Source organism: Micromonospora sp. DH13, from assembly GCF_020873825.1.
Lineage (GTDB): Bacteria > Actinomycetota > Actinomycetes > Mycobacteriales > Micromonosporaceae > Micromonospora > Micromonospora haikouensis.
Genome location: NZ_JAHWGR010000032.1, coordinates 50,305 through 70,376 on the forward strand (window position 1 = coordinate 50,305; position 20,072 = coordinate 70,376).

Consider the following 20,072-nt stretch of genomic DNA (forward strand, 5'->3'; position numbering starts at 1 on the left):
GGCCTGCCGGTCCCTCCCCGCCGGGGTGAGGCGGAGCATGCCTCCGCCCTCACCCCGACAGGAGCCGCGTCAGAACGCCCGGCGCTCGGTCAGGAAGTCGCCGATGGTGTTCCAGGCCAACCCCAGGGACACCTTCGGCCCCACAGACGGGTTGCCGGGCGTGCTGGTGTTGGGCCAGACCCACAACTCGTCGCCGATCTGGGCGAGTACGTCCGGTCGACCGTCACCGTCGTAGTCGATGACCCGCTTGTCGGCTGCGGTGGCGAAGCCGGCCGCCACCTCCTTGCTGGTGCCCCGGCTCGGCGTGCCGCCGGCGGGGGTGGTGTTCGGCACCCACCAGAACTTGTCGCCGCTGATCGAGAAGCCGACGATGTCCTCCCGTCCGTCGCCGTCGAAGTCCGCCGTCGTGGTCGTGGGCAGCGTGTCCCAGGCGGTGCCGAGGGCCACGAGTGAACCAACGGACGGGTTGCCGACCGTGCTGGTGTTGAGCCAGACGTACATGACGTTGTTGCTGCCCCGACCCAGGATGTCCGGCATACCGTCCGAGTTGTAGTCGGCGATCATCTGCTTGGTGATGCCACCCCATCCCGAGGACACCTTCTTGCTCGTCCCGCGCTGCGGCATCCCGCCGACGGGAGTGGTGTTCGGGACCCACCACAGTTCGTCGTTGTTGCTGGAGTAGCCGACGATGTCGGTTCTCCCGTCGCCGTCGAAGTCGGCGGGCGCGATCCGGGGGAGACTGTCCCAGTTCACGCCGAGCTTGTCGGCGGCCACCACGATCGGAGCGCCGACGCTGCTGGCGTTCGACCACGTCCACAGCTCGTCGTCGACCCGCCCGACGACGTCTGACTTTCCATCCCCGTCGTAGTCGGTGACGAACGGGTCGGTGATGTCCGACCACCCGGCGGAGATCCGCTTGCTGCCGCCCCGCGACGGGGACTGGCCGGCCACGGTCGTGTTCGGCGTCCACCAGAGCTCTGTGTGGGAGGTGGAGAAGCCGAGGATGTCCGAGCGGCCGTCGCCGTCGAAGTCCTCCACAGGGAGGTTTCTGGCCCGGGGAAAGGTCAGCATCCGCGACCAGGTCTGCGCATTGGCCAACTCCCCGGCGAACCAGCCTCCGTAACTGCCGGCCCCCGTCTTGTGGCTGCCCATCCGGAACCCGCCGACTGCGCTCCAGGTCGAAGAGTGGGCCCCGTGGGCACTCCGCACGCCGTTGAGCATGATCCACATGGTGCCGACGGACTTCTGGTAGGTGACCGTGACGTGCGTCCACACGCCCAGCCGGGCGGTGTTGGATGCCGAGATCGCGACATCCCACACCGGAGCCGCGACGTCGGTACGTGGCATGGCGAAGCGCCAGGACTTGTCGGTGGCGTCCGTGTAGAGCTTGAACCCTGCGGTGCTGGTCCCGTCCTGGGACAGGATGGTGCCGCCGAGAGCGGTGGGCTTGACCCACACGGAGAGGGAGAAGTCGGCGTTCGTGTTCACCGCCGGCGTGGGAGTGGTGAGGGTTCCGCTGGTGCCGTTGAACACCGTGTCAGGGTCGAACATGTCGCCCGTGTTCCAGGTCACGCCAGCGTTGCCGGTGGCATGCAGGGTGCCGGCGGTGTCGCGGGCGGTGCCCACCGAGCCGCTGTCGGCGTCGTTGAGCTGCCAGCTGTGGTCGGAGGTGATGAGGCTCTGCATGGGCTGGGCGGCGAGGGTGCCCGTGCCCGGGACGCCAGTGGTGAGGTTGGTGACCTTCCAGAGGGTGATGCTGCCGCCGGTACCGGTGGTCCACAGGTCGGGGGTGCCGTTGTTGTCGGCGTCCGCCGCGCGGAGGGTCAGGTTCGCGCCGGTGTTCCAGGCGGCCGACAGGGTGTACGGCTGGTAGGTCAACTGCCCGGTGTCGGGGTCGACGGTCAGGTCGGTCCACAGGTGCAGGGCGCCGGTGGTGCGGTGCCACAGGAACATGGCGGTGCCGGCGGTGAGCTGGGCTGTGGCGAGCGTCCAGTTGTTCCAGTCGGTGCCGCCGGTGGGCGTCAGGGCGGTGGTGTGGAAGGCGCCGAGGTAGCCGTTGGGCGTGCCAAGGTTGGGGTGGTACGTGAGGTGGTAGCCGTTGGTGGGGTCGCCGCTGGTGCCGACGAGGTCGGGATAAGGGGAGTCGAGGCGCCGGCTGTCGCCGGCGTTGGCCAACTGGATGGGCTGATTGCCGTCGGGGTCGAGGAGTTGGTCGGGGCCGATGCTGAACTGGTTGCCGCTGAGCTGGGCCTGGATGACGGAGCCGTCGCCGTTGGCGCGCAGGACGCCGGCGCTGCCGGCACCGGCGCCGGTGGGGTGGTAGGTGAGGACGTCCTGAAGGCCGGTGCCGGTGAAGCGGCCGGTGAGGGCCTGGGCGCCGTCGAAGTCGGCGGGGGAGTTGTTGCCCGTGACCCCGTTGCCGCGGGCACCGATGTCGGTGGCGGTGACGGCAGTGCCTTCGACGTTGCCCTTGCCGAGCCACAACCCGGAGGGCAGGCCGTTGGCGGCACCGACGGTGAGGAGGTCGGCGACTCCGTCGCCGGTGAGGTCAGCGTCGGCGGCGGTCGCGGCCGGGTCGGCGTTGAACGTGATGCTGGCCGACTCGCCGATGTTGCCTCCGGCGGACACGCTCGTCACGGTCAGGGTGTTGACGAACCGGGTGGGCGCGACCGCGATGGTGGCGTTGCCGCTGGTGTCGGCCGGGACGTCGACCGGAGCGCCGGCGTTGAGTTGGTAGACGTACCCGCCCGGGGTCGTACCGGTCCCGGGTGGGGCGACGGTGAAGGTGGCTGGCTGGCCGATGGTGCTCCCGGCCGGTGCCGTCACCTCCGGCGGCCCCGCCCTGGTGGGGTCGAAGGTGAACCGGCAGGTGGCCGACCAGTTGCTTGGGGTACGGAAATCGGTGACCTGGACCTTCCAGGAGAAACCGGTGACCGCGCCGGCGGCTGCGGTGCGCAGGGTCGCCACCGGTACGACCAGTACTGCGGTGCTGCCGGAGGAGTAGGTCAGCAGGTTCGGGTTGGAGGACGCGACGGCGGTCTGCGCCGCGTCGCTGGTCTTCCAGAGCTTGAAGGTGACGCCGAGGGTGCCGCCGTTGCGGTCGGAGACCGGTGCGTAGAGGGAGACCGAACCGTCTCCGACGATTGTCGGCGTGGTGGCGGCGCAGGTGGTCTTGGGCGAGGTGGTCATCCCCGTCGGGGTGTTGGGCTTGTGGTTGTAGCGGATGGTGAGGGTGGGGCTGGTTTCGAGGAACTCCTTCCAGCTCTGGGTGTCGCTGGCCTCGTTGGCGGCGATCATCCGCAGGGTGCGGGTGGCCCTCTGGGCGGTGACGTCGGCCTCGATCTGGTTGGTGACGTCGAAGGAGACGGCAGCGGCGTCGCAGCCGCTGTAGCCGTAGGCGAAGCTCTTCGACGCGGCGAGGGGGCCGTTGGACACGCCTTCCCAGTGGTTCCAGGTGGCGTTGCCGGAGGTGAGGGTGGTCGCGGGGGCGTAGATGTTGACGGTCTTGTCGGTGCAGTTCCAGGACCGGGTGTTGGTGATCTTGAAGATGGCGTCGTAGATCTCGGCCCCGGCGAGGGTGCTGTAGGGGACCGGGAAGTTGATCAGGGTCTGGGAGCGTTGGCTGCCGGAGTTGCCGACCTGCATGCGGCCGATGAGGTCGGGGGTGTCCTTCCAGAAGTTGGTGGACTGGTGCTGGTAGGAGATCGTGGCCCAGCCGGACATCTTCGGCCCGACGGGTGTCCAGTTGAACGTGGGATCGATGTAGACGGGGTAGACCGTGGCAGAAGCCGTGAGCAGCCCTCTGTCGGGAGTCAGGCGCAGCTTCCTGGGCGTGACCTGCACGGCGATGGGAGCGCTCCGCGCGGTCCTGCCCGGTGCGGAGGCGCTCGACGCGACGGTCCCTCGTTCGTTGGCGCCGGCGGTGGAGTCCCACATGGTCGGCGCGGGGGCGGTGAGGACGGCGTGGCCGGCGCGGTCGCGGCCCGTGATGTTGCCGGTCTTGTCGGCGGTGAGGGTGACACCCCGGACCGTGGTGCTCAGGTCGAGGGTGGACAGCCTCGGGTTGGCGGCGGCCCGACGGTTCTTGACGACGAAGACGTGGGAGAAGCCGCCCTCGGGGGTGACCCGTACGGTCAAATCGACGCCGGGCAGCACCTCGGTGTAGGTGGCCGTGGGCCCGGACAACGTGGGCGCGGGCAGGGCCAGCGGCGCGGTGAGCGAGAGTGCCCGGTCGCCGCTGGTCAACTCAGCGAGCGGGCCGGTGCCGCCGGGGGAGAGCCGGACCTGGTTCGTCGTCACCGCCGGGGTGATGCTGCCGTCGGAATGGCGGACCAGGGTCGCGTCGAGCGTCTTCCACTGTCCGTCGACCCGGGTTCGGGTCGGCACCGCGGTCTGGGTCAGCTCGACCGTGCCGTCGGGTCGGGCGGTCACCGTGGAGGTGGAGGTGCCTGCGGCGGTCGCCTCGACGGGTCGGCCCGTTCGCCGAGCCTCGGCCACCGCCCGGTCCACGCCGAGCGGGCCGGGCGCCGGCTTCGCGGTGGGTGTCGAGGGTGCCGCCTCGGCCGGCTGGACGGGCAGCGAGGCGACGCTGGCGGCCAGGAGGCCGAAGCTGACGCCGGCCGCGACGGCCCTCCCTCGAAGGGCCCATCGTGGTGGGTGAGCTGCGAGCATGAAGCGGTTCCTCCCGTGGCCATTGCCGGTGGACGCCGGGCGGCGTCCGGTGGGCGGCCACAGTGAACCAGCCCCACCTGCTCACGGGGAACGTCGAATCTCACCATCGGTCGTCCTTTTGCGACTCTCTGCGACCGATTTGGACGAAGTGATTTCGGCCTATCGTTACCGCGCCGTGACCTTCCGCTCCGGCGAACATGAAACATTGTTCGCGCCACGAGAGTGCTCGTTCGGACACTCTGCGTGGCTTTACTTGTCTCTTGCGGAGTGGGGTACGCATGGTCGGGCACGGGGGCATACGCCTGTTGGCTGGTCCGGGGCGGCTGGTCGCGGTGGCCGTGGCGGCATCGTTGGCGGCGGGAGTGCTGTCCGGTGCTCCGGCGTCGGCGAGGCCCCTCGACGACGGCGGGCAGGCGAAGCTGCCCCCGGTGTCCCCCGGCCGTTCGGTCACCGGCGTGAAGCCGTTGCCGACGCGCTTCGTGTCACCGCCTGACGACGCGAGGTCCACCCATCGCCCGTCACGGACGGCGTGGCCGAAGGCCGCTTCAGCGCGGGTGGACCTGAGCGTGCCGGCGGCAGCCGGGGTACGAACGGCGGCGAAGGCGCGGGCGGCGGGGACGCCCGTGTGGGCGCAGCCGGTCGCCGAGGGTGGCCGGCACGCCGGCCCCCGCCGGCTCGACGTGCGCGTCGCGGATCGGGCCACGGCGGAGGCCGCCGGGGTCGACGGCATGCTGCTCACGGTCACCCCCTCGCCCGCAGCCGCCCCCGGGAGGGTGCGGGTCGGCGTGGACTATGCCGGCTTCGCCGAGGCGTACGGCGGGAACTACGGCTCGCGGCTGAGGCTGGTGCGCCTGCCCGCATGCGCCCTGACCACACCGGCGGCGGCCGGGTGCCGCACGGTGACGCCGCTGCCCTCGACCAACGACGTCACCGCCGAGACCGTTTCGGCCGAGATCCCGCTTGTGGGCACCGCAGCCGCCGGCCCGACGACCGTGCTGGCGGCGGTCGCGACCGCCGGGGACGAGGGCGGGGCGGGCGGCACCTACGCCGCGACCGACCTGTCGCCGTCCCAGTCCTGGAGCGCGGGCGGCAGCACCGGCTCGTTCAGCTACACCTACCCCGTGACGGTGCCGCCGACCCGCTCCAAGCTGGTGCCGAAGGTGGCCCTGTCGTACGACTCGGGCGCCGTCGACGGGCAGACCTCCTCGACCAACGCCCAGGCGTCGTGGGTCGGCGACGGCTGGACGACGCCGCGGTCGTACGTCGAGCAGACCTTCGTCTCCTGCAAGGACGACCCGGGTGGCAGCCCCTCCCCGGTCGAGACCCACGACCGCTGCTACGCCGGCCCCATCCTGACGATCGCGCTGAACGGTTCGTCGAGCGCCCTGATCTGGGACGCCACCAAGCAGGTGTGGAAGCTCCAGAACGACACCGGGGCCAAGGTCACCCGGGTGACCAACTCCGGCAACGGCAGCGGCACGCACGATGCCGACTACTGGCGGGTCACCGAGCGCGACGGCACCGTCTACGAGTTCGGCCGCAACCGCCTGCCCGGCTGGAGCTCCGGGAAGCCGGAGACGAAGTCGGTCGACACCGTCCCGGTCTACTCCCCGCACTCGGGCGACCCCTGCTACGACCCGGCCGGCTTCTCCTCCTCGGTCTGCACCATGGCGTACCGCTGGAACCTCGACCACGTCACCGACGTCCACGGCAACGCGATGGCCCACTACTACGACCAGGCCACCAACCGCTACGGCCGCAACATGGGCGCCACCGACGTCAGCTACGTCCGGGACAGCCACCTCGCCCGGATCGACTACGGCTTCCGCGACGGCTCGGCGTACGGCACGGTGCCGAACCGGGTCGTCTTCGCCACCGGAGACCGGTGTCTCGCCGGCACCTGCCAGCCGCTGAACTCGGCGAACAAGGCGAACTGGCCGGACGTACCCTTCGACCTGGTCTGCAACGCCGGCACCGACTGCCCGGCGTGGAGCCCGTCGTTCTTCTCCACCGTCCGGTTGACCTCCATCGAGACCCAGCAGTACGACACCGCCACCTCGACGTACCAGAAGGTCGACTCGTACGCGCTCGCGCACACCATGCCGGCGACCGGTGACGGCACGTCCCCGACGCTCTGGCTGTCCTCCATCACCCGCACCGGGCACGACACCACCTCCGGCGGATCCACCGCGCCCGTCGCGCTGCCGTCGGTGTCGTTCAGTGGCATCAAGCTGGCCAACCGCGTCGACGTCACCGGTGGCCTGCCGAGCTTCTACCGGCAGCGGATCTCGGCGATCACCACCGAGACCGGCTCGGTCGTCTCACCCAGCTACGAGCTGCCGCTGCCCTGCACCGCCCCCGTCACCACCAGCCCCGCCGCGAACACCAGGTCCTGCTACCCGATCCACTGGACCCCCGACGGGTACACCGACCAGATCCGGGACTGGTTCCACCGGTACGCCGTCACCCGGGTCACCGCCACGGACCCCACCGGCGGGGCCCCTGCCACGTCCACCAGCTACGAGTACGTCGGCGGCGCCGCGTGGCACTACGACGACAACGAGGTGGTCAAGGCCAAGTACCGCACGTACGGCCAGTTCCGCGGCTACGGCAAGGTCAGGGTGCGTGGCGGCGACGGGGTCAACGACCGCCGGACGTTGTCCGAGACGACCTACCACCGCGGCATGAGCCGCAACAACAACACCACGGTCGTCAACCTCACCGACTCCGCCGGCGGCGTCCACGAGGACGTCGACCAGCTCGCCGGCCGGGAGCTGGAGACCACCAGCCACGTCGGCGACGGCGGCCCCGTCGACAGCTCGACGGTCACCTCCTACTGGGTGTCCGAGGCGACCGCGACCCGCACGCGTACCGGACTGTCCCCGTTGACCGCGACGTTCGCCGCGCCCGCGCGGGTCTGGCGGCGGCAGGCGGTCACCACCGGCGGCGCGACGACCTGGCGGTACAGCGCGACCGACAACTCGTACGACGCGTCGACCAGCTCGGCCACCTTCGGGTTGCTGAGGCACACCTACGACCACACGGTCCCGGCGAGCGCCGCCTACGACCGGTGCACCACCACGTCGTACGCGGCCCCGAACACCGGCCTCAACCTCGTTGGGCTGACCAGCGAAACCGAGACGGTGGCGGTGGCCTGCGGCGGCTACGCCCAGGGCCCGTCGGCGTCGTCGCCGGGCAGCATGAACACGCTGACCGCCCCGACCACGGTCAACCGGCCTGCGCAGGTCGTCTCGCATGTCCGGACGTACTACGACGACCCGGCCTTCGCCACGACGTTCCCGCAGGCCGCCGCGCCCACCAGGGGCACCGTCACCATGGTCCGCAAGGCGTCCGGCTGGGCCTCCGGCGCGTACACCTACCAGACGACCGACCGCGCGGAGTTCGACGCGTACGGCCGGGCCACCGGCACCTGGGACGGCAACGGCCACAAGAGCACGGTCGCCTACACGGACAACGCCGTCGGACTCACCACCGGCCTGACCGTGACGAACGCGGAGGGCCACGCCACCACCAGCGTCGTCACGCCGATGCGGAACCTGACCACCAGCAGCACCGACGCGAACAACGTGGTGACCCGCACGCAGTACGACGCGCTGGGCCGCCGCACGTCCGTCTGGCTCGCCTCCCGGGCCACCAGCAGCTCGGCCCACCTCAAGCACACCTACACGGTGTCGAAGACCGGCCCGTCGGCGACCACCACCCAGACGCTGAACAACAGCGGTGGCTACCAGAAGACGACCACCATCTACGACGCCCTGCACCGGGTGCGGCAGGTCCAGGCGGACACCCCGCAGGGCGGGCGCATGGTCACCGACACGTTCTACGACAGCCGGGGCTGGGTGCGGGCCACGTACAACGGCTGGTGGGATGCCGCCACCACGCCGGACACCACCCCGGTGTACGCCGACAACCTGCTGAAGAAGGCGCTGAACCAGACCTTCAACACGTACGACGGACTCGGCCGGGTGATCCTGGCCGAGGCGGCCCGCGACGGCGTGATCAGGTCGGCGACCCGGACCGTGTACAACGGGGACCGGACGACGGTCGTCCCGCCGACGGGCGGCACCACCACCACGGTGGTGACGGACCCGATGGGCCGGACGCAGCAGCAACTCCAGTACACCTCGGCACCGACCCTGACCAGCCCGGCCGACCCGTTCACCGGGAGCTACCAGCTCACCGGCGGCACCACCGTCGCCACCGGCTACGGCTACGACGCGGGCGGCAACCAGTCCACCCTGACCGACCCGGCCGGCAACGTCTGGACCCGCCAGCACAACCTGCTCGGGCAGGTGGTGAGCCGGGACGACCCGGACGCCGGCACCAGCACGACGCGCTACGACGGCGTCGGGAACACCGTCGAGACGACCGACTCCCGGGGCAGGACGACGTCCTTCACGTACGACAAGATCAATCGCAGGACGGGCAGCTACGCCGCCGCCCTCTCGGCGCAGGCGACCGGCAACCGGCTCGCCGCCTGGGTGTACGACAACGACAACGCCGCCGAGCCGACGATGGCCAACCCGGTCGGCAAGCTGACCACGAAGATCGCCTTCCGCGGCGGCGCCGAGTACCGGACCCAGTGGACGGGCTTCAACGCGTTCGGCTCGTCGACCGGCGAGAAGATCGTCATTCCGGCGGTGGAGGGGCTGCTCGGCAACACCTACGGCTACACCCACAGCTACCACAGCTCGACGGGCAAGCCGCTCGGCGACACCTACCAGGCCCGGGGCGGCCTGCCCGCCGAGACGGCCATCCACGGCTACAGCGGCGTCCTCGACCTGCCCAGCACCCTAGGTGGCCTGGCCACCTACGCCAGCTCCACGGAATACGACGCGTGGGGCCGCGTCACCCGGGGCGTCCAGGGTCCCCCGACGAGCGCCGCGTCGCTCGTCAACACCTACGACGACCACAACGGCCGGCTGCTCCAGCAGAAGGTCACCAGGACCACGACCACGACCACCGACGTCGGCAGGCAGGACTACGCGTACGACCTGTTCGGGAACATCGTCAAGAACGTCGACACCCGCCACCTGCCGGGCACCGCCGCCGAGACCGAGTGCTACCGGTACGACGCGCTGCGGCGGCTCACGAAGGCGTGGACCGCGACCGACGACTGCGCCGCGACACCGGCGACCGGCAACCGCGCGACGGTCGGCAGCGGCATCGGCGCGACCAGCGCCTACTGGACCGAGTGGGAGATCGACCCGCTCGGCAACCGCACCAAGGAGACCCGGTACTCGCCGACCGGCGGCGCCGACACCGTCACCACCTACGCGTACGACGGCAACGGCGGCGGGCAGCCGCACACGCTGACGGGCACGACCACCAGCGGCGGGCTCACCGGCAGCACGTCGTACGCGTACGACAGCGCGGGGAACATGACCACGCGCCAGGCCGGGCAGGGCACCCAGAGCCTCACCTGGGACGACGCGGGCGAGCTGGCCTCGGTGACCGGCGGCACGGACGGGGACAGCTCGTTCCTGTACGACGCCGACGGCAACCTGCTCATCCAGCGGGACCCGGGCTCCACCACGCTCTACCTGGCCGGCGAGCAGATCACCCTGAACACCGGCACCCAGGCGCTGAGCGGCATCCGCTACCACGCCCTGCCCAGCGGCGCGGTGGCCTACCGGACGGGCAGCGGCACCGCGTACGGCTTCGTCCTGCCCGACCACCAGGGCACGCCCAGCCTGTACCTCAACAACACCGCGCAGGTGCCGACCTGGCGGCAGTACACCCCGTACGGCGCGCCGCGCGGCGCGACGGTGACGGCCCCCGACAATCGGGGGTTCCTCAACCAGCCGCTGAACCCGAACACGGGCCTGACCCAGGTCGGCGCCCGCAACTACGACCCGACGATCGGCCGGTTCGTCTCGCTCGACCCGCTCCAGGACCTGGCCGACCCGCAGCAGTGGAACGGCTACTCGTACGCCAACAACACCCCGGTCACCTCCAGCGATCCGTCGGGGTTGATCCCGGACGACTGCAGGTACTTCGACTGCTACGGGTACGACCCGAGCAAGGGCTGCCCGCACGGCTGCGGTTCGACGGACAACGTCACGTGGGGCGAGGAGAACGGTAAGGGAAGCTCCAAGCCCAACAAGGAGAACCACCCGAGGGACCTCGGCTACGGCATCCAAGTGCCGGAGAGCGTGCCGTTCGAGGAGTTCATGCGCCGCTGGCGCGAGCAGCGCGCGAATTGGTTCGCCACCATGAGCCAGGGCAACAACAAGGACTGGATGACGGCGGACACGGCCCGGCTCGCCATGAACATCTGCAGCGAGATGGGCAGACCGGGCGGATGCCAGCAGTGGATCGAGGAACTTTTCTGGTACGAGCATTTCCGGTGGGGCGCTGAGAATCTGCCCGGCGAAGAGCGGTTGATTCCTGGCATACCCGGCATGGGTGCGGGTGGCAAGGGGACCGGCGGCCGGGGCGTCAGGTCAGGCGGCGCGTGCAGCTTCGGTGGTGACACCGAGGTCCTGATGGCCGACGGCAGCACCAAGAAGCTCCAGGAGGTCCAGGCCGGCGACGAGGTGACGGCGGCCGACCCGGAGACGGGCGAGCAGGGTCCTCGCATTGTCACCCACGTATGGGTGCACGAGGACGACCTCGTCGACCTTCAGATCGAGGACGCCCTCGTCACCACCACGGAGGACCACCCGTTCTGGAACCACACGGACCGTGAATGGCAGCGCGCCGACGAACTCGACCGGGGTGACCTGACGCTCGGCCCTGACGGCAGGGCCCGCTCGGTCGGCGGACTCAAGCAGTACTCGGTGAACAGGGCTCTTGCTTACAACCTCACCGTCGACGGTGTCCACACGTACCATGTGATGGCTGGCGACACGCCGGTGCTGGTGCACAACACGAACGGCTGTGCTCCGGCGATGCTGGATGATGCTTCCGAGGCGTACGTTCGGGGCAAGCATATGCCGGGAGGATCGCAGGTCACGCGGGACAAGAGCATATTCGACGCTGATGTTGATTTGGATGGTCTCGTCGATCGTGCCAACGGCTGTGCTTGTCGTGGGCCCAACGCAAGTGGCTTTTATGAGCGGGATGTAAATGCGGGCAGAGTTATTGGTCGCACCTCGTTGAATGCTGGTGGGGTGCCTACGAGTTGGTACCGCCTCGTCCAGGACAAGTATGGTGGCGTAATCACCATGCATCCAATCCCTGCTCCTCGCTAGCGCATGTCGTAGAATGGGGACGCAAGTGGCTCCTAGCTGCGGCTACGCACAGGGGGGCACTTCCGTTCGATCTAGTTGTGGCGTGGATAAGAGGGGCTGGCTTCGATGGGCTTAGCAGTCTTCCTTGAGGATCAGATTCATAGGCGAACGTATTGTGGATCGGCGGCTGGGGAATCCCTTGAGAGGGTAATCGAAGGCTGCAGGGATAGCTCGCTCCTGGCGAACGTCCACCCATATGGCGACACGATGTTTAACACGATCCAGCTGCGTCAGCTGAAGGCTGAATTAGATGCGCGGGCCGATCCTCGCCCTGACCTTGAAGCCGATGTATCGACGCTAAAGGCGATTTTCGATCAGGCGATCAAGTCCAGGGGATACGTTTGGATTTCGGGCGACTGACTCTTCCGCCGAAGTTAACGGTAGGCACGAGTGTCCCACCTGTGGTGACAGTGCTGGTGCTCGACGTTCATGATCGACCGCTGTGCGGGCTAGCTCGGGCACCTGCGACACTGAAGCGCTCCCAGTGCGGGGCCCCGGTCCGCGTCCGGAAGCGGCCCCGGGGCCCCCGCCCGGTGGCTCCGGTGGCGCCGCCGGGGCCACCGGGTGCCTTGATCGACTCCATGTCGGCGACATGGCGGGGTCAGGGGTGCCCGGATACCGCAATGTCGCCGACATGGCGTAAGCCCAACCGGACGCCGGCCCCAGGCGGCCCCGACCGGTCCCGGGCGGGGCGAGAACGGCAGGCCACGGTCGGGGGAAACCCGTCTCCGGCGTGATCAACATGCGCGAAGGGATCGCGCCGGTCACAGCCGTCCCGCTACCGTACTGGTAACACGCGCGTAGCCCGTCCTGGCGGGAGGATCCCGTCCGGCGGCACGCGCCGGGGCATGGGATGGGGCGGTGGGCCATGACCGGTTCGCAGTCCGACGGCAGGCTGTCGGAGGTCAGGTTCCTCACCGTCGCCGAGGTGGCGACGGTGATGCGGGTGTCGAAGATGACGGTCTACCGGCTGGTGCACAGCGGTGAGCTGACCGCCGTGCGGGTCGGCCGGTCGTTCCGGGTGCCCGAGCACGCGGTGCACGAGTATCTCCGGGGTGCGTTCCAGGAGACCGCCTGATCCGCCTGCCGCTGTTCCGCCACCCGCCGAGGACACGGGGCGCCGCCCCGCACACGACACGGAGCGCCGCCCCGCAAAGGGCACCGAGTGCGACGTAACGGGCATCGACGGGGGCGCGTTGGTCCTGCTGAGCCTCTCCCGCTACCCTGGACCGGACCGTGACCGCACACCGGTGCGCCCGCCGCACGCCAGCTGGTCCGGCCCGTTGTCCGCAAGCGGCCCTCGACGCCACCACGTGGTGTCATCCGGTCCGCCCCGCACGTTGCATCGAAAGGCTGTCGTCGTATGGGCTCGGTGGTCAAGAAGCGCCGCAAGCGCATGGCTAAGAAGAAGCACCGCAAGCTGCTGCGCAAGACCCGCGTCCAGCGTCGCCGTCTCGGCAAGTGACCGGGGCCGGGCCCACCGTGGCCCGGCACCCCGTGTCGCTTGCCAACAGTCGACCCTCGGAGGCTCAGGTGATCAGGCCGCGGTTGCCCCGGCTCGATCCCATCTGCCGGGGTAGGTGCACGACGTGACCCCCGGTGGCACCCCAGGTGCCCCGGGGGTGGTCGTCGTCACCGGGGTCAACCGATACCTCGGTGCGCACGTCGCCGCCCGGCTCGCCGCCGACTCCCGCATCGAGCGGGTGATCGGCGTCGACCCGAGCGCCCCCAACCCCGAGGTGGCCGGCCTGCTCGACCGGGTCGAGCGCATCCGGCTCGACCTCGGCTCGCTCGGCGGCCTCCTCGCCGACCTCGACGTCGACGCCGTGGTGCACCTCGCCCTCGTCACCGCCCCCGATTCGCAGCAGGGCGGCCGGTCGGCGATGAAGGAACAGAACGTCATCGGCACCATGCAGCTGCTCGCCGCCTGCCAGCGGGCGCCCCGGCTGCGCAAGCTCGTCGTCCGCTCGTCGACCGCCGCGTACGGGGCGTCGTTCCGGGACCCGGCCGTCTTCACCGAGGAGACCGAGCCGCGCGAGGTGCCGCGCGGCGGTTTCGGCCGCGACATCCTCGACATCGAGGGGTACGTTCGCGGCTTCCGCCGCCGCCGGCCCGACGTCACCGCCACGGTGCTGCGCTTCGCCCCGTTCATCGGCTCCACCGCCGACACCACGCTCACCAGGTATTTCTCCCAGCCGTTCGTCCCCACCGTCTTCGGGCGCGACCCCCGGTTGCAGTTCGTGCACTTCGACGACGCGCTGGAGGTGCTGCACCGGTCGGTCGCCGAGGAGCACCCGGGCACGTTCAACGTCGCCGGGCCGGGTGTGCTGTCGCTGTCCCAGGCGATCAGGCGGGCCGGGCGGGTCGGGGTGCCGGTGTTCGAGCCGGGCCTGTCCGGGGCCGTCGCGCTGGCCCGCAGCCTCGGCTTCGGCCGGTACGGCCTGGACCAGGTCGACCTTTTCGTGCACGGTCGGGTCGTGGACACCTCCGCCCTCGAACGCGAGTACGGCTTCGCGCCCCGCTCGACCGCCGCCGCGTTCGACGACTTCATCCGCGCCCACCAGGGCGGCGTGGTGGTCACCCGGGAACAGTTGGCCGCCGCCGAGCGGGCCGTCCTCGACGGCATCCGCCAGGTGCGCGCGGTTGCGCGGGAGCGGTCGTGACCCCGCCGGACGAGGAGCGCGGGCGCGCCGGAGCCAACGGCCGGTACGACGTACCGCTGGTGGTGGCCGGTCCGGGCGCGGAGCCGGCGCGGCGCAACGGCCATCACCCTGCCCCGGGGCCCGCCGCTGACCCCGCCAGTGGCCCGGCGGACCCGCAGCCGACCCGGCGGGACCAGCCGGCGGAGCGGGAGCTGCCCGAGGCGGCGGAGCGGGAGCTGCCGGGGTCGGCGGCGCGGGCCCCACGGGACGCGGCGGTGCCGGACCAGCCCGGCGACGTGTGGGACCGGCGGGTCGCGTCGGGTCTGGCGTTCCTGCGTCGGCGGCTCTCCGGCGACTACCAGGTGGACGAGTTCGGGTTCGACCCGGAGCTGACCGAGTCCGTCTTCCACCCGATGCTGCGGCTGCTCTACCGGGACTGGTTCCGCACGGAGGTGACCGGGCTGGAGCACGTGCCGGCCGACGGTGCCGGCCTGGTGGTCGGCAACCACTCCGGCACGGTGGCGCTGGACGCGCTGATCCTCTCCGCCGCCCTGCACGACCAGCACCCGGCCCACCGCTACCTGCGGCTGCTCGGCGCGGATCTGGTGTTCCGGATGCCGGTGGTGTCCGAGATCGCCCGCAAGACCGGCGGTACGGTCGCCTGCAACCCCGACGCCGAGCGGCTGCTCCGCTCCGGCGAGGTCGTCGGCGTCTTCCCCGAGGGGTTCAAGGGCGTCGGGAAGCTCTACTCCGACCGCTACAAGCTGCAACGCTTCGGCCGGGGCGGGTTCGTCTCGGCGGCGCTGCGCACCGGCACCCCGATCGTGCCGGTGGCGATCGTCGGCGGCGAGGAGATCTATCCGATGCTCGCCGACATCAAGCCCCTCGCCCGGCTGCTCAAGCTGCCATACTTCCCGGTCACGCCGACGTTCCCGTGGTTGGGCCCGCTCGGGATGGTGCCGCTGCCCAGCAAGTGGCTCATCGAGTTCTGCCCGCCGATCCCGACCGCGCACCTGACCGACTCGGCCGATGACCCGCTGGTCGTGTTCAACCTCGCCGACCAGGTGCGGGAGACCATCCAGCAGACCCTCTACAGCCTGCTGGAACGCCGCCCGGACCCGTTCGGCCCCTGACCCGCCGGCATCCGTCGCGCCCCACCGGGCGCGGGGCGGCGGGTCGTCAGCGGAGGCGGCGGCGCTTCTGCAGCGCCATCCCGGCGCCGACCGCGCCCGCGAGCAGCCCGGCCGCTGCCGTCGACGGCACCGCGATCTTCACGGCCCGCCGGCCGGTGCGGAAGTCGCGTACCTCCCAGCCCCGCCGCCGGGCCTGCCGCAGCAGGGCGCCGTCCGGGTTGACGGCCACCGCCCGGCCCACGGCTGACAGCATCGGCAGGTCGTTGGCGGAGTCGCTGTAGGCGGAGCAGCGTGCCAGGTCCAGCCCCTCGACGGCGGCGAGCTGGGTAACCGCCTCTGCCTTGGCCGGCCCGTGCATCAGGTCGCCCACCAACCGTCCCGTGTACGCCCCGTCGACCACCTCGGCGACCGTGCCGATCGCCCCGGTCAGCCCCAGCCGGGACGCGATCACCCGGCCGATCTCGACCGGCGCGGCGCTGACCAGCCAGACCCGCTCCCCGGCGTCCAGGTGGCGCTGCGCCAGCCGGCGGGTGCCGGCCCAGATCCGGGGGGCCATCAGCTCGTCGAAGATCTCCTCGGCCAGCCGCTCCACGTCGTCGACCCGCCAGCCCTCGATGAACGCGAGCGCCGCCTCCTTCGCCTGTGACATGTCCCCGGCGTGCTCGGTGGCGAGCACCCGGAAGCGCAACTGCTGCCAGGCGAACCGGGCCAGGTCCCCGGTGGTGAAGTAGTTGCGGGCGGCGAGCCCGCGGGCGAACCAGTAGATCGAGGCGCCCTGCATCATCGTGTTGTCCACGTCGAAGAAGGCCGCGGCGGTCGGATCGGGGGCAACCGGGGTGGCGGGCGCGGCGTCGGTCTCGGCCCAGCCGGCGGTGTGACCGCGTCGGTCGGTGCTGACCGTCATCCTGCCGTTGCGGGCCACCCGACCTCCCTCGCTCGACGACCCCGACGAGTGCCTCCCCGCGAGCGTAGCCGGGCGTCCTGGTCGCCCCACCTGCCACGGCGAGAACTGTGGCGCGCGCTGCTCGGTAAGGAAGGGCACCTTGTTAACGCATAACGGTGTAGAGGGGCCCCTTCCTAACAGCAGGCGACGCTGGGAACGCAGCGGGAGCAGGAAGTAGGAAGCAGGAAAGCCGCGAAGCGGGAGATCGGGCGCTCAGCGGTCGCCGGGGCAGGCCGTCGGCGTCGGGCCGAGCGCGTCGCTGCCGGCGGGCGCGGGCAACTCGCACTCGATGGCGGCGCGCAGCCCGTCGGAGCGCTTGCGGATCGCGTCGAGCAGGGCGATCGACTCGCGGACCCGGTCCCGCTCCGCGCGGCTGGCCCCGTCGAGCAGGTCACCGACCGCGCGGCGCTGCCCCGTGACGAAGGCGTTCACCGAGTCCAGACCCGCCGGGTCGGAGCGCTGCGCAGCCGTGGTGGTGAGCAGGCGTACGCCCTGACGGGTGTCCGAGTCCATGTCGTCGAGGACGGCGTCGAACCCGAGCCGGTCCCCGCGCAGCGCGGCGGCCTCGCCGAGCCGGGTGCGGGCGAAGTCGAGGAAGAGCTGGCCGCGGCTGAGATCCGAGCTGGCCAGGGCGAGCTGGGCGCGCTCGGTCGAGCGCTTCATCCCGTAGAGGGCGTCGCCGGGCACGGCGTTCTCACTGGCGGCGGAGATGCCGGAGACGGCGATCGCGCCGGCGGTCACGCCGATGAGAATGGCACCCCGGGCCCGGGCCCGGCGGGCGGTCACGGCCGGCAGGAACGGGCCGCGTGGGCCGGCGCCGACGGTGCCGCGCTGACCGAGTCCGCCCCGTCGGGCGGCCGGCGCGGCCTCCGGGGCGCTGGCACCGGCCCCGACGCCCTCCCGCTCGGCGGCGGCGACGAGCATCGCCCGCAGGCCGGTGCGGAAGTCGGGGTCCACCGCGACGGGCGGAGGGTCGGCGTTGAGCTGCCGGCCGACCGCGACGAGCGCGGCGAGATGATCGTCGGCCCGGGACCGGACGTGGTGACGTCGGCCGCCGTTGGCTTCGTCGAGAAGCTGCGCGAAGCGCTCGGCGCGCCGGCGGGAGAAGAGGTTGCTGGTCACCGCAGGCACCTCCTCTCGCTGGTGGCGGCCGGTCGGTCGGCCGCTGTCGGCACCAGCGACCGGCGGCAGCGTGCACCCAGGACGAAGCTTGTGGCGGCTGCGCTGTCCGGACCGTCGGGCCCGGGAATGCCGGAGAACCACCGGTCGCACCGGGAGAAACGCTCCGCCCCGGGCACGGGTTACGGGGCCGACGGGAGCGAAATCACGAAGAGTGATGGCCATCACGCCGCCGCGGTCGGCGCTCCCGTCCGCGCCGCGCGCCCCGGCTGGCGTACGGGCGTGAACCGCCGTCGGGGCCGGACCCCTCGCGGACGCCGCCGGCCGGGCGGTCGGCCTCGCGCGGGGGAGGACGAACCGCCGGGCGGGGTGGCACGCGGGGTGGGACGGGCGGGGCGAGGCGGAAGGGCGCAGCCGGTGGCGGCGGTCAGGGCTGGAAGCCGTCCGGCAGCAGCCGGGCCAGCGCGCGGACCGCGCGGTACTGCAACGCCTTGATCGCGCCCTCGTTCTTGCCCATCGCCCGCGCCGTCTCCGCCACCGAGAAGCCCTGGAGGAACCGCAGCACGATGCACTCCTGCTGTTCCGGGTTGAGCTGCTTGACGGCGGTGAGCAGGGCGACGTTGGTGATGTGTTCGACGACCGCCGCCTCCGGGCTGCCCTCGGGGCCGCGGTCCTCCCGGTCGGCGTCCAGCACGTCGCCGGTGGTGACCTCCAGCCGGTACCGGCCGGACTTGAAGTGGTCGGCGACCAGGTTCCGGGCGATGGTGACCAACCACGCGCCGAGGTCCCGGCCCTGCCAGGTGAAGCTGCCGATGCGCTTGAGGGCCCGCAGGAAGGTGTCGGAGGTGAGGTCCTCGGCGAGCTGCCGGTTGCCCACCCGGAAGTAGACGAACCGGAAGACGGTGTCGACGTACCGGTCGTAGATCAGCCCGAACGCCTCGGCCTCGCCGGCCTGGGCGCGTTCGACCAGCTTCCAGACCTCGGTGGCCGGGTCGGACGGGTCGGGGCGGCTCGGGAAGCCCGTCGGCGTGCCGCCGCCCGGGGGCCCGGGGGGCGGCGGGGGCGGACCGGCCGGCACCGCCGGCAGCACCGCCGTCTCGCCGGCCGACGGATCGGTCACCGGCGGCGTGTCGCCACTGCGCCGGCCCTGCGCCGGCATGGTCGGCCGGGCGGGTGACGCGACCCGTCCGCCGTTGCCCCCCGGCGTCGCCGGACGGGGCAGCGCCTCGTTGTGATGGGACCGGTTGCGTAACCGTCTGGATGCCCCGTCGCCGCGTACGGCGAGGCTGGACCCGTCGTCCGCGGGGCTCCGGCCGACGCCCAGCCGTTCGTTGAGGACGGCACGGGCCGCCGCGGCCAGCCCGACCGGTCGTTGCGCGTAGCCGAAACTGGTCACCGTGCCTCCCCAATCGGGGTCGCCGCGGACCGCTGGGGCGCCCCGGCGCGGGCGCGGCCGGGGCCGTCGGTCAGGGCTCGTCCGGGACGTGCCGACGGGCGGCAGATCCCCTTGAGGTACGGGTCCAATGCGCTCACAGGCACGGGGGGCCTCCTCGGGCTGAGGGGTGTCGACTCACGGCAAATGGGGTGAGTCGACCCGAGTGATAATAGGGCCAACGTCACCCGCGCGTGGCAAGTCCGTTACACAGAGCAGAAGTATTTGCTTCCCGGTCGCACCGGTGCCGGACCGGTTGTCCGTCGGGGGAGGTTGACTTTCGCGCGTCGGGCTGGTTAGGGATAACCCCAGCTCAGCGCCCGATCGGCCCGCTCGGCGAGGGGCCGGGACGACGGCTGCGACGCCTGCCCGCACGGGGTGGCGCCGGCGCTCCCGCGCGTCCGCAGGGGCGCGTCCGCGTACGGTGCGTGGCCGAGTCGGCGGTACCGGGTGTGTCGCACCGACGGGTCGGGGGAGACTGTCCGGGCGCGGGCCGCCGCAGGGCGGTCCCGGCTGACACCCGCACGGAGGTTTCCCGATGTCCAGTGACGCCCGGCTCACCCTGATCACCCGCCCCGGCTGCCACCTCTGCGAGGACGCGAAGGCGGCGCTCGGCCGGGTGGTCGCGGTCACCGGCGACCGGTGGATCGAGAAGGACGTGACCACCGACGTCGAGCTGGAGCGCGAGTACGGCGACCGCCTGCCGGTGGTGCTGCTCGACGGCAAGGAGCACGGGTACTGGCGGGTGGAGGAGGAGCGGCTGTTGCGGGACCTGACCACCCCGCAGCTCTGACCGCGGCGGCGCAGCTCCGACCGCGCCCCGCCGCGCTGACCGCGATCCCGCAGCTCCGACCGTGCCCGCCGCATCGACGGAGA

At 71.4% G+C, this 20,072-nt stretch carries 11 protein-coding genes; 7 read left to right on the top strand and 4 right to left on the bottom strand.

Annotated elements, in window-relative coordinates; all coding sequences use genetic code 11:
• Positions 1 to 69 precede the first annotated feature (69 nt).
• Positions 70 to 4,671, bottom strand: coding sequence for an FG-GAP-like repeat-containing protein (locus LPA42_RS25980; protein ID WP_144082682.1), 4,602 nt, complete (start codon positions 4,669 to 4,671; stop codon positions 70 to 72).
• Positions 4,672 to 5,237: 566 nt separating this feature from the next.
• On the opposite strand from LPA42_RS25980, the gene LPA42_RS34590 reads away from it, so the two are divergent.
• The 6 genes from LPA42_RS34590 (at position 5,238) to LPA42_RS26010 (ending at position 15,702) form a co-directional block, all read left to right on the top strand.
• Positions 5,238 to 11,888, top strand: a complete 6,651-nt coding sequence (locus LPA42_RS34590) for an RHS repeat-associated core domain-containing protein (protein WP_158229431.1) — start codon at positions 5,238 to 5,240, stop codon at positions 11,886 to 11,888.
• A 246-nt stretch (positions 11,889 to 12,134) separates the two neighbouring features.
• On the top strand, positions 12,135 to 12,287 hold the full coding sequence (locus LPA42_RS25990; RefSeq protein ID WP_158229432.1) for a hypothetical protein: 153 nt from the start codon (positions 12,135 to 12,137) through the stop codon (positions 12,285 to 12,287).
• A 508-nt stretch (positions 12,288 to 12,795) separates the two neighbouring features.
• The gene (locus LPA42_RS25995) at positions 12,796 to 13,005 is read left to right on the top strand and encodes a helix-turn-helix domain-containing protein (RefSeq protein WP_007073166.1); all 210 of its coding nucleotides are present in this window, start codon (positions 12,796 to 12,798) and stop codon (positions 13,003 to 13,005) included.
• 285 nt (positions 13,006 to 13,290) lie between these two features.
• On the top strand, positions 13,291 to 13,392 hold the full coding sequence (locus LPA42_RS26000) for an AURKAIP1/COX24 domain-containing protein (protein ID WP_007465623.1): 102 nt from the start codon (positions 13,291 to 13,293) through the stop codon (positions 13,390 to 13,392).
• A 124-nt stretch (positions 13,393 to 13,516) separates the two neighbouring features.
• The gene (locus LPA42_RS26005) at positions 13,517 to 14,590 is read left to right on the top strand and encodes an NAD-dependent epimerase/dehydratase family protein (protein WP_077938204.1); all 1,074 of its coding nucleotides are present in this window, start codon (positions 13,517 to 13,519) and stop codon (positions 14,588 to 14,590) included.
• Between the two features lie 215 nt (positions 14,591 to 14,805).
• Complete coding sequence (locus LPA42_RS26010; RefSeq protein ID WP_077938205.1) at positions 14,806 to 15,702, top strand: lysophospholipid acyltransferase family protein; 897 nt, start codon at positions 14,806 to 14,808, stop codon at positions 15,700 to 15,702.
• 46 nt (positions 15,703 to 15,748) lie between these two features.
• Here LPA42_RS26010 and LPA42_RS26015 read toward each other — a convergent pair whose 3' ends face one another.
• The 3 genes from LPA42_RS26015 to LPA42_RS26025 all read right to left on the bottom strand — a co-directional run bounded on the left by LPA42_RS26015 (position 15,749) and on the right by LPA42_RS26025 (position 19,160).
• Positions 15,749 to 16,606 (bottom strand): HAD family phosphatase, encoded by an 858-nt coding sequence (locus LPA42_RS26015; protein ID WP_228986929.1) that lies wholly within the window; start codon positions 16,604 to 16,606, stop codon positions 15,749 to 15,751.
• Positions 16,607 to 16,858: 252 nt separating this feature from the next.
• Entirely contained in the window at positions 16,859 to 17,767 is a 909-nt protein-coding gene (locus LPA42_RS26020) for a DUF5667 domain-containing protein (RefSeq protein WP_077938198.1), read from the bottom strand.
• A gap of 424 nt (positions 17,768 to 18,191) precedes the next feature.
• The gene (locus LPA42_RS26025) at positions 18,192 to 19,160 is read right to left on the bottom strand and encodes an ECF subfamily RNA polymerase sigma factor, BldN family (RefSeq protein WP_091276667.1); all 969 of its coding nucleotides are present in this window, start codon (positions 19,158 to 19,160) and stop codon (positions 18,192 to 18,194) included.
• Between the two features lie 574 nt (positions 19,161 to 19,734).
• Between LPA42_RS26025 and LPA42_RS26030 the strand changes: the two genes are divergently transcribed.
• A complete protein-coding gene (locus LPA42_RS26030; protein WP_043965311.1) occupies positions 19,735 to 19,989 on the top strand; it encodes a glutaredoxin family protein in 255 nt (84 codons plus the stop codon).
• Positions 19,990 to 20,072 lie beyond the last annotated feature (83 nt).

Bases quoted from the DNA above. Each gene is read 5' to 3' on its own strand.
- LPA42_RS26030 (WP_043965311.1), top strand. From the start codon at position 19,735: ATGTCCAGTGACGCCCGGCTCACCCTGATCACCCGCCCCGGCTGCCAC.
- LPA42_RS25995 (WP_007073166.1), top strand. From the start codon at position 12,796: ATGACCGGTTCGCAGTCCGACGGCAGGCTGTCGGAGGTCAGGTTCCTC.
- LPA42_RS25980 (WP_144082682.1), bottom strand. From the start codon at position 4,671: ATGCTCGCAGCTCACCCACCACGATGGGCCCTTCGAGGGAGGGCCGTC.
- LPA42_RS25990 (WP_158229432.1), top strand. From the start codon at position 12,135: ATGTTTAACACGATCCAGCTGCGTCAGCTGAAGGCTGAATTAGATGCG.
- LPA42_RS26000 (WP_007465623.1), top strand. From the start codon at position 13,291: ATGGGCTCGGTGGTCAAGAAGCGCCGCAAGCGCATGGCTAAGAAGAAG.
- LPA42_RS26015 (WP_228986929.1), bottom strand. From the start codon at position 16,606: ATGACGGTCAGCACCGACCGACGCGGTCACACCGCCGGCTGGGCCGAG.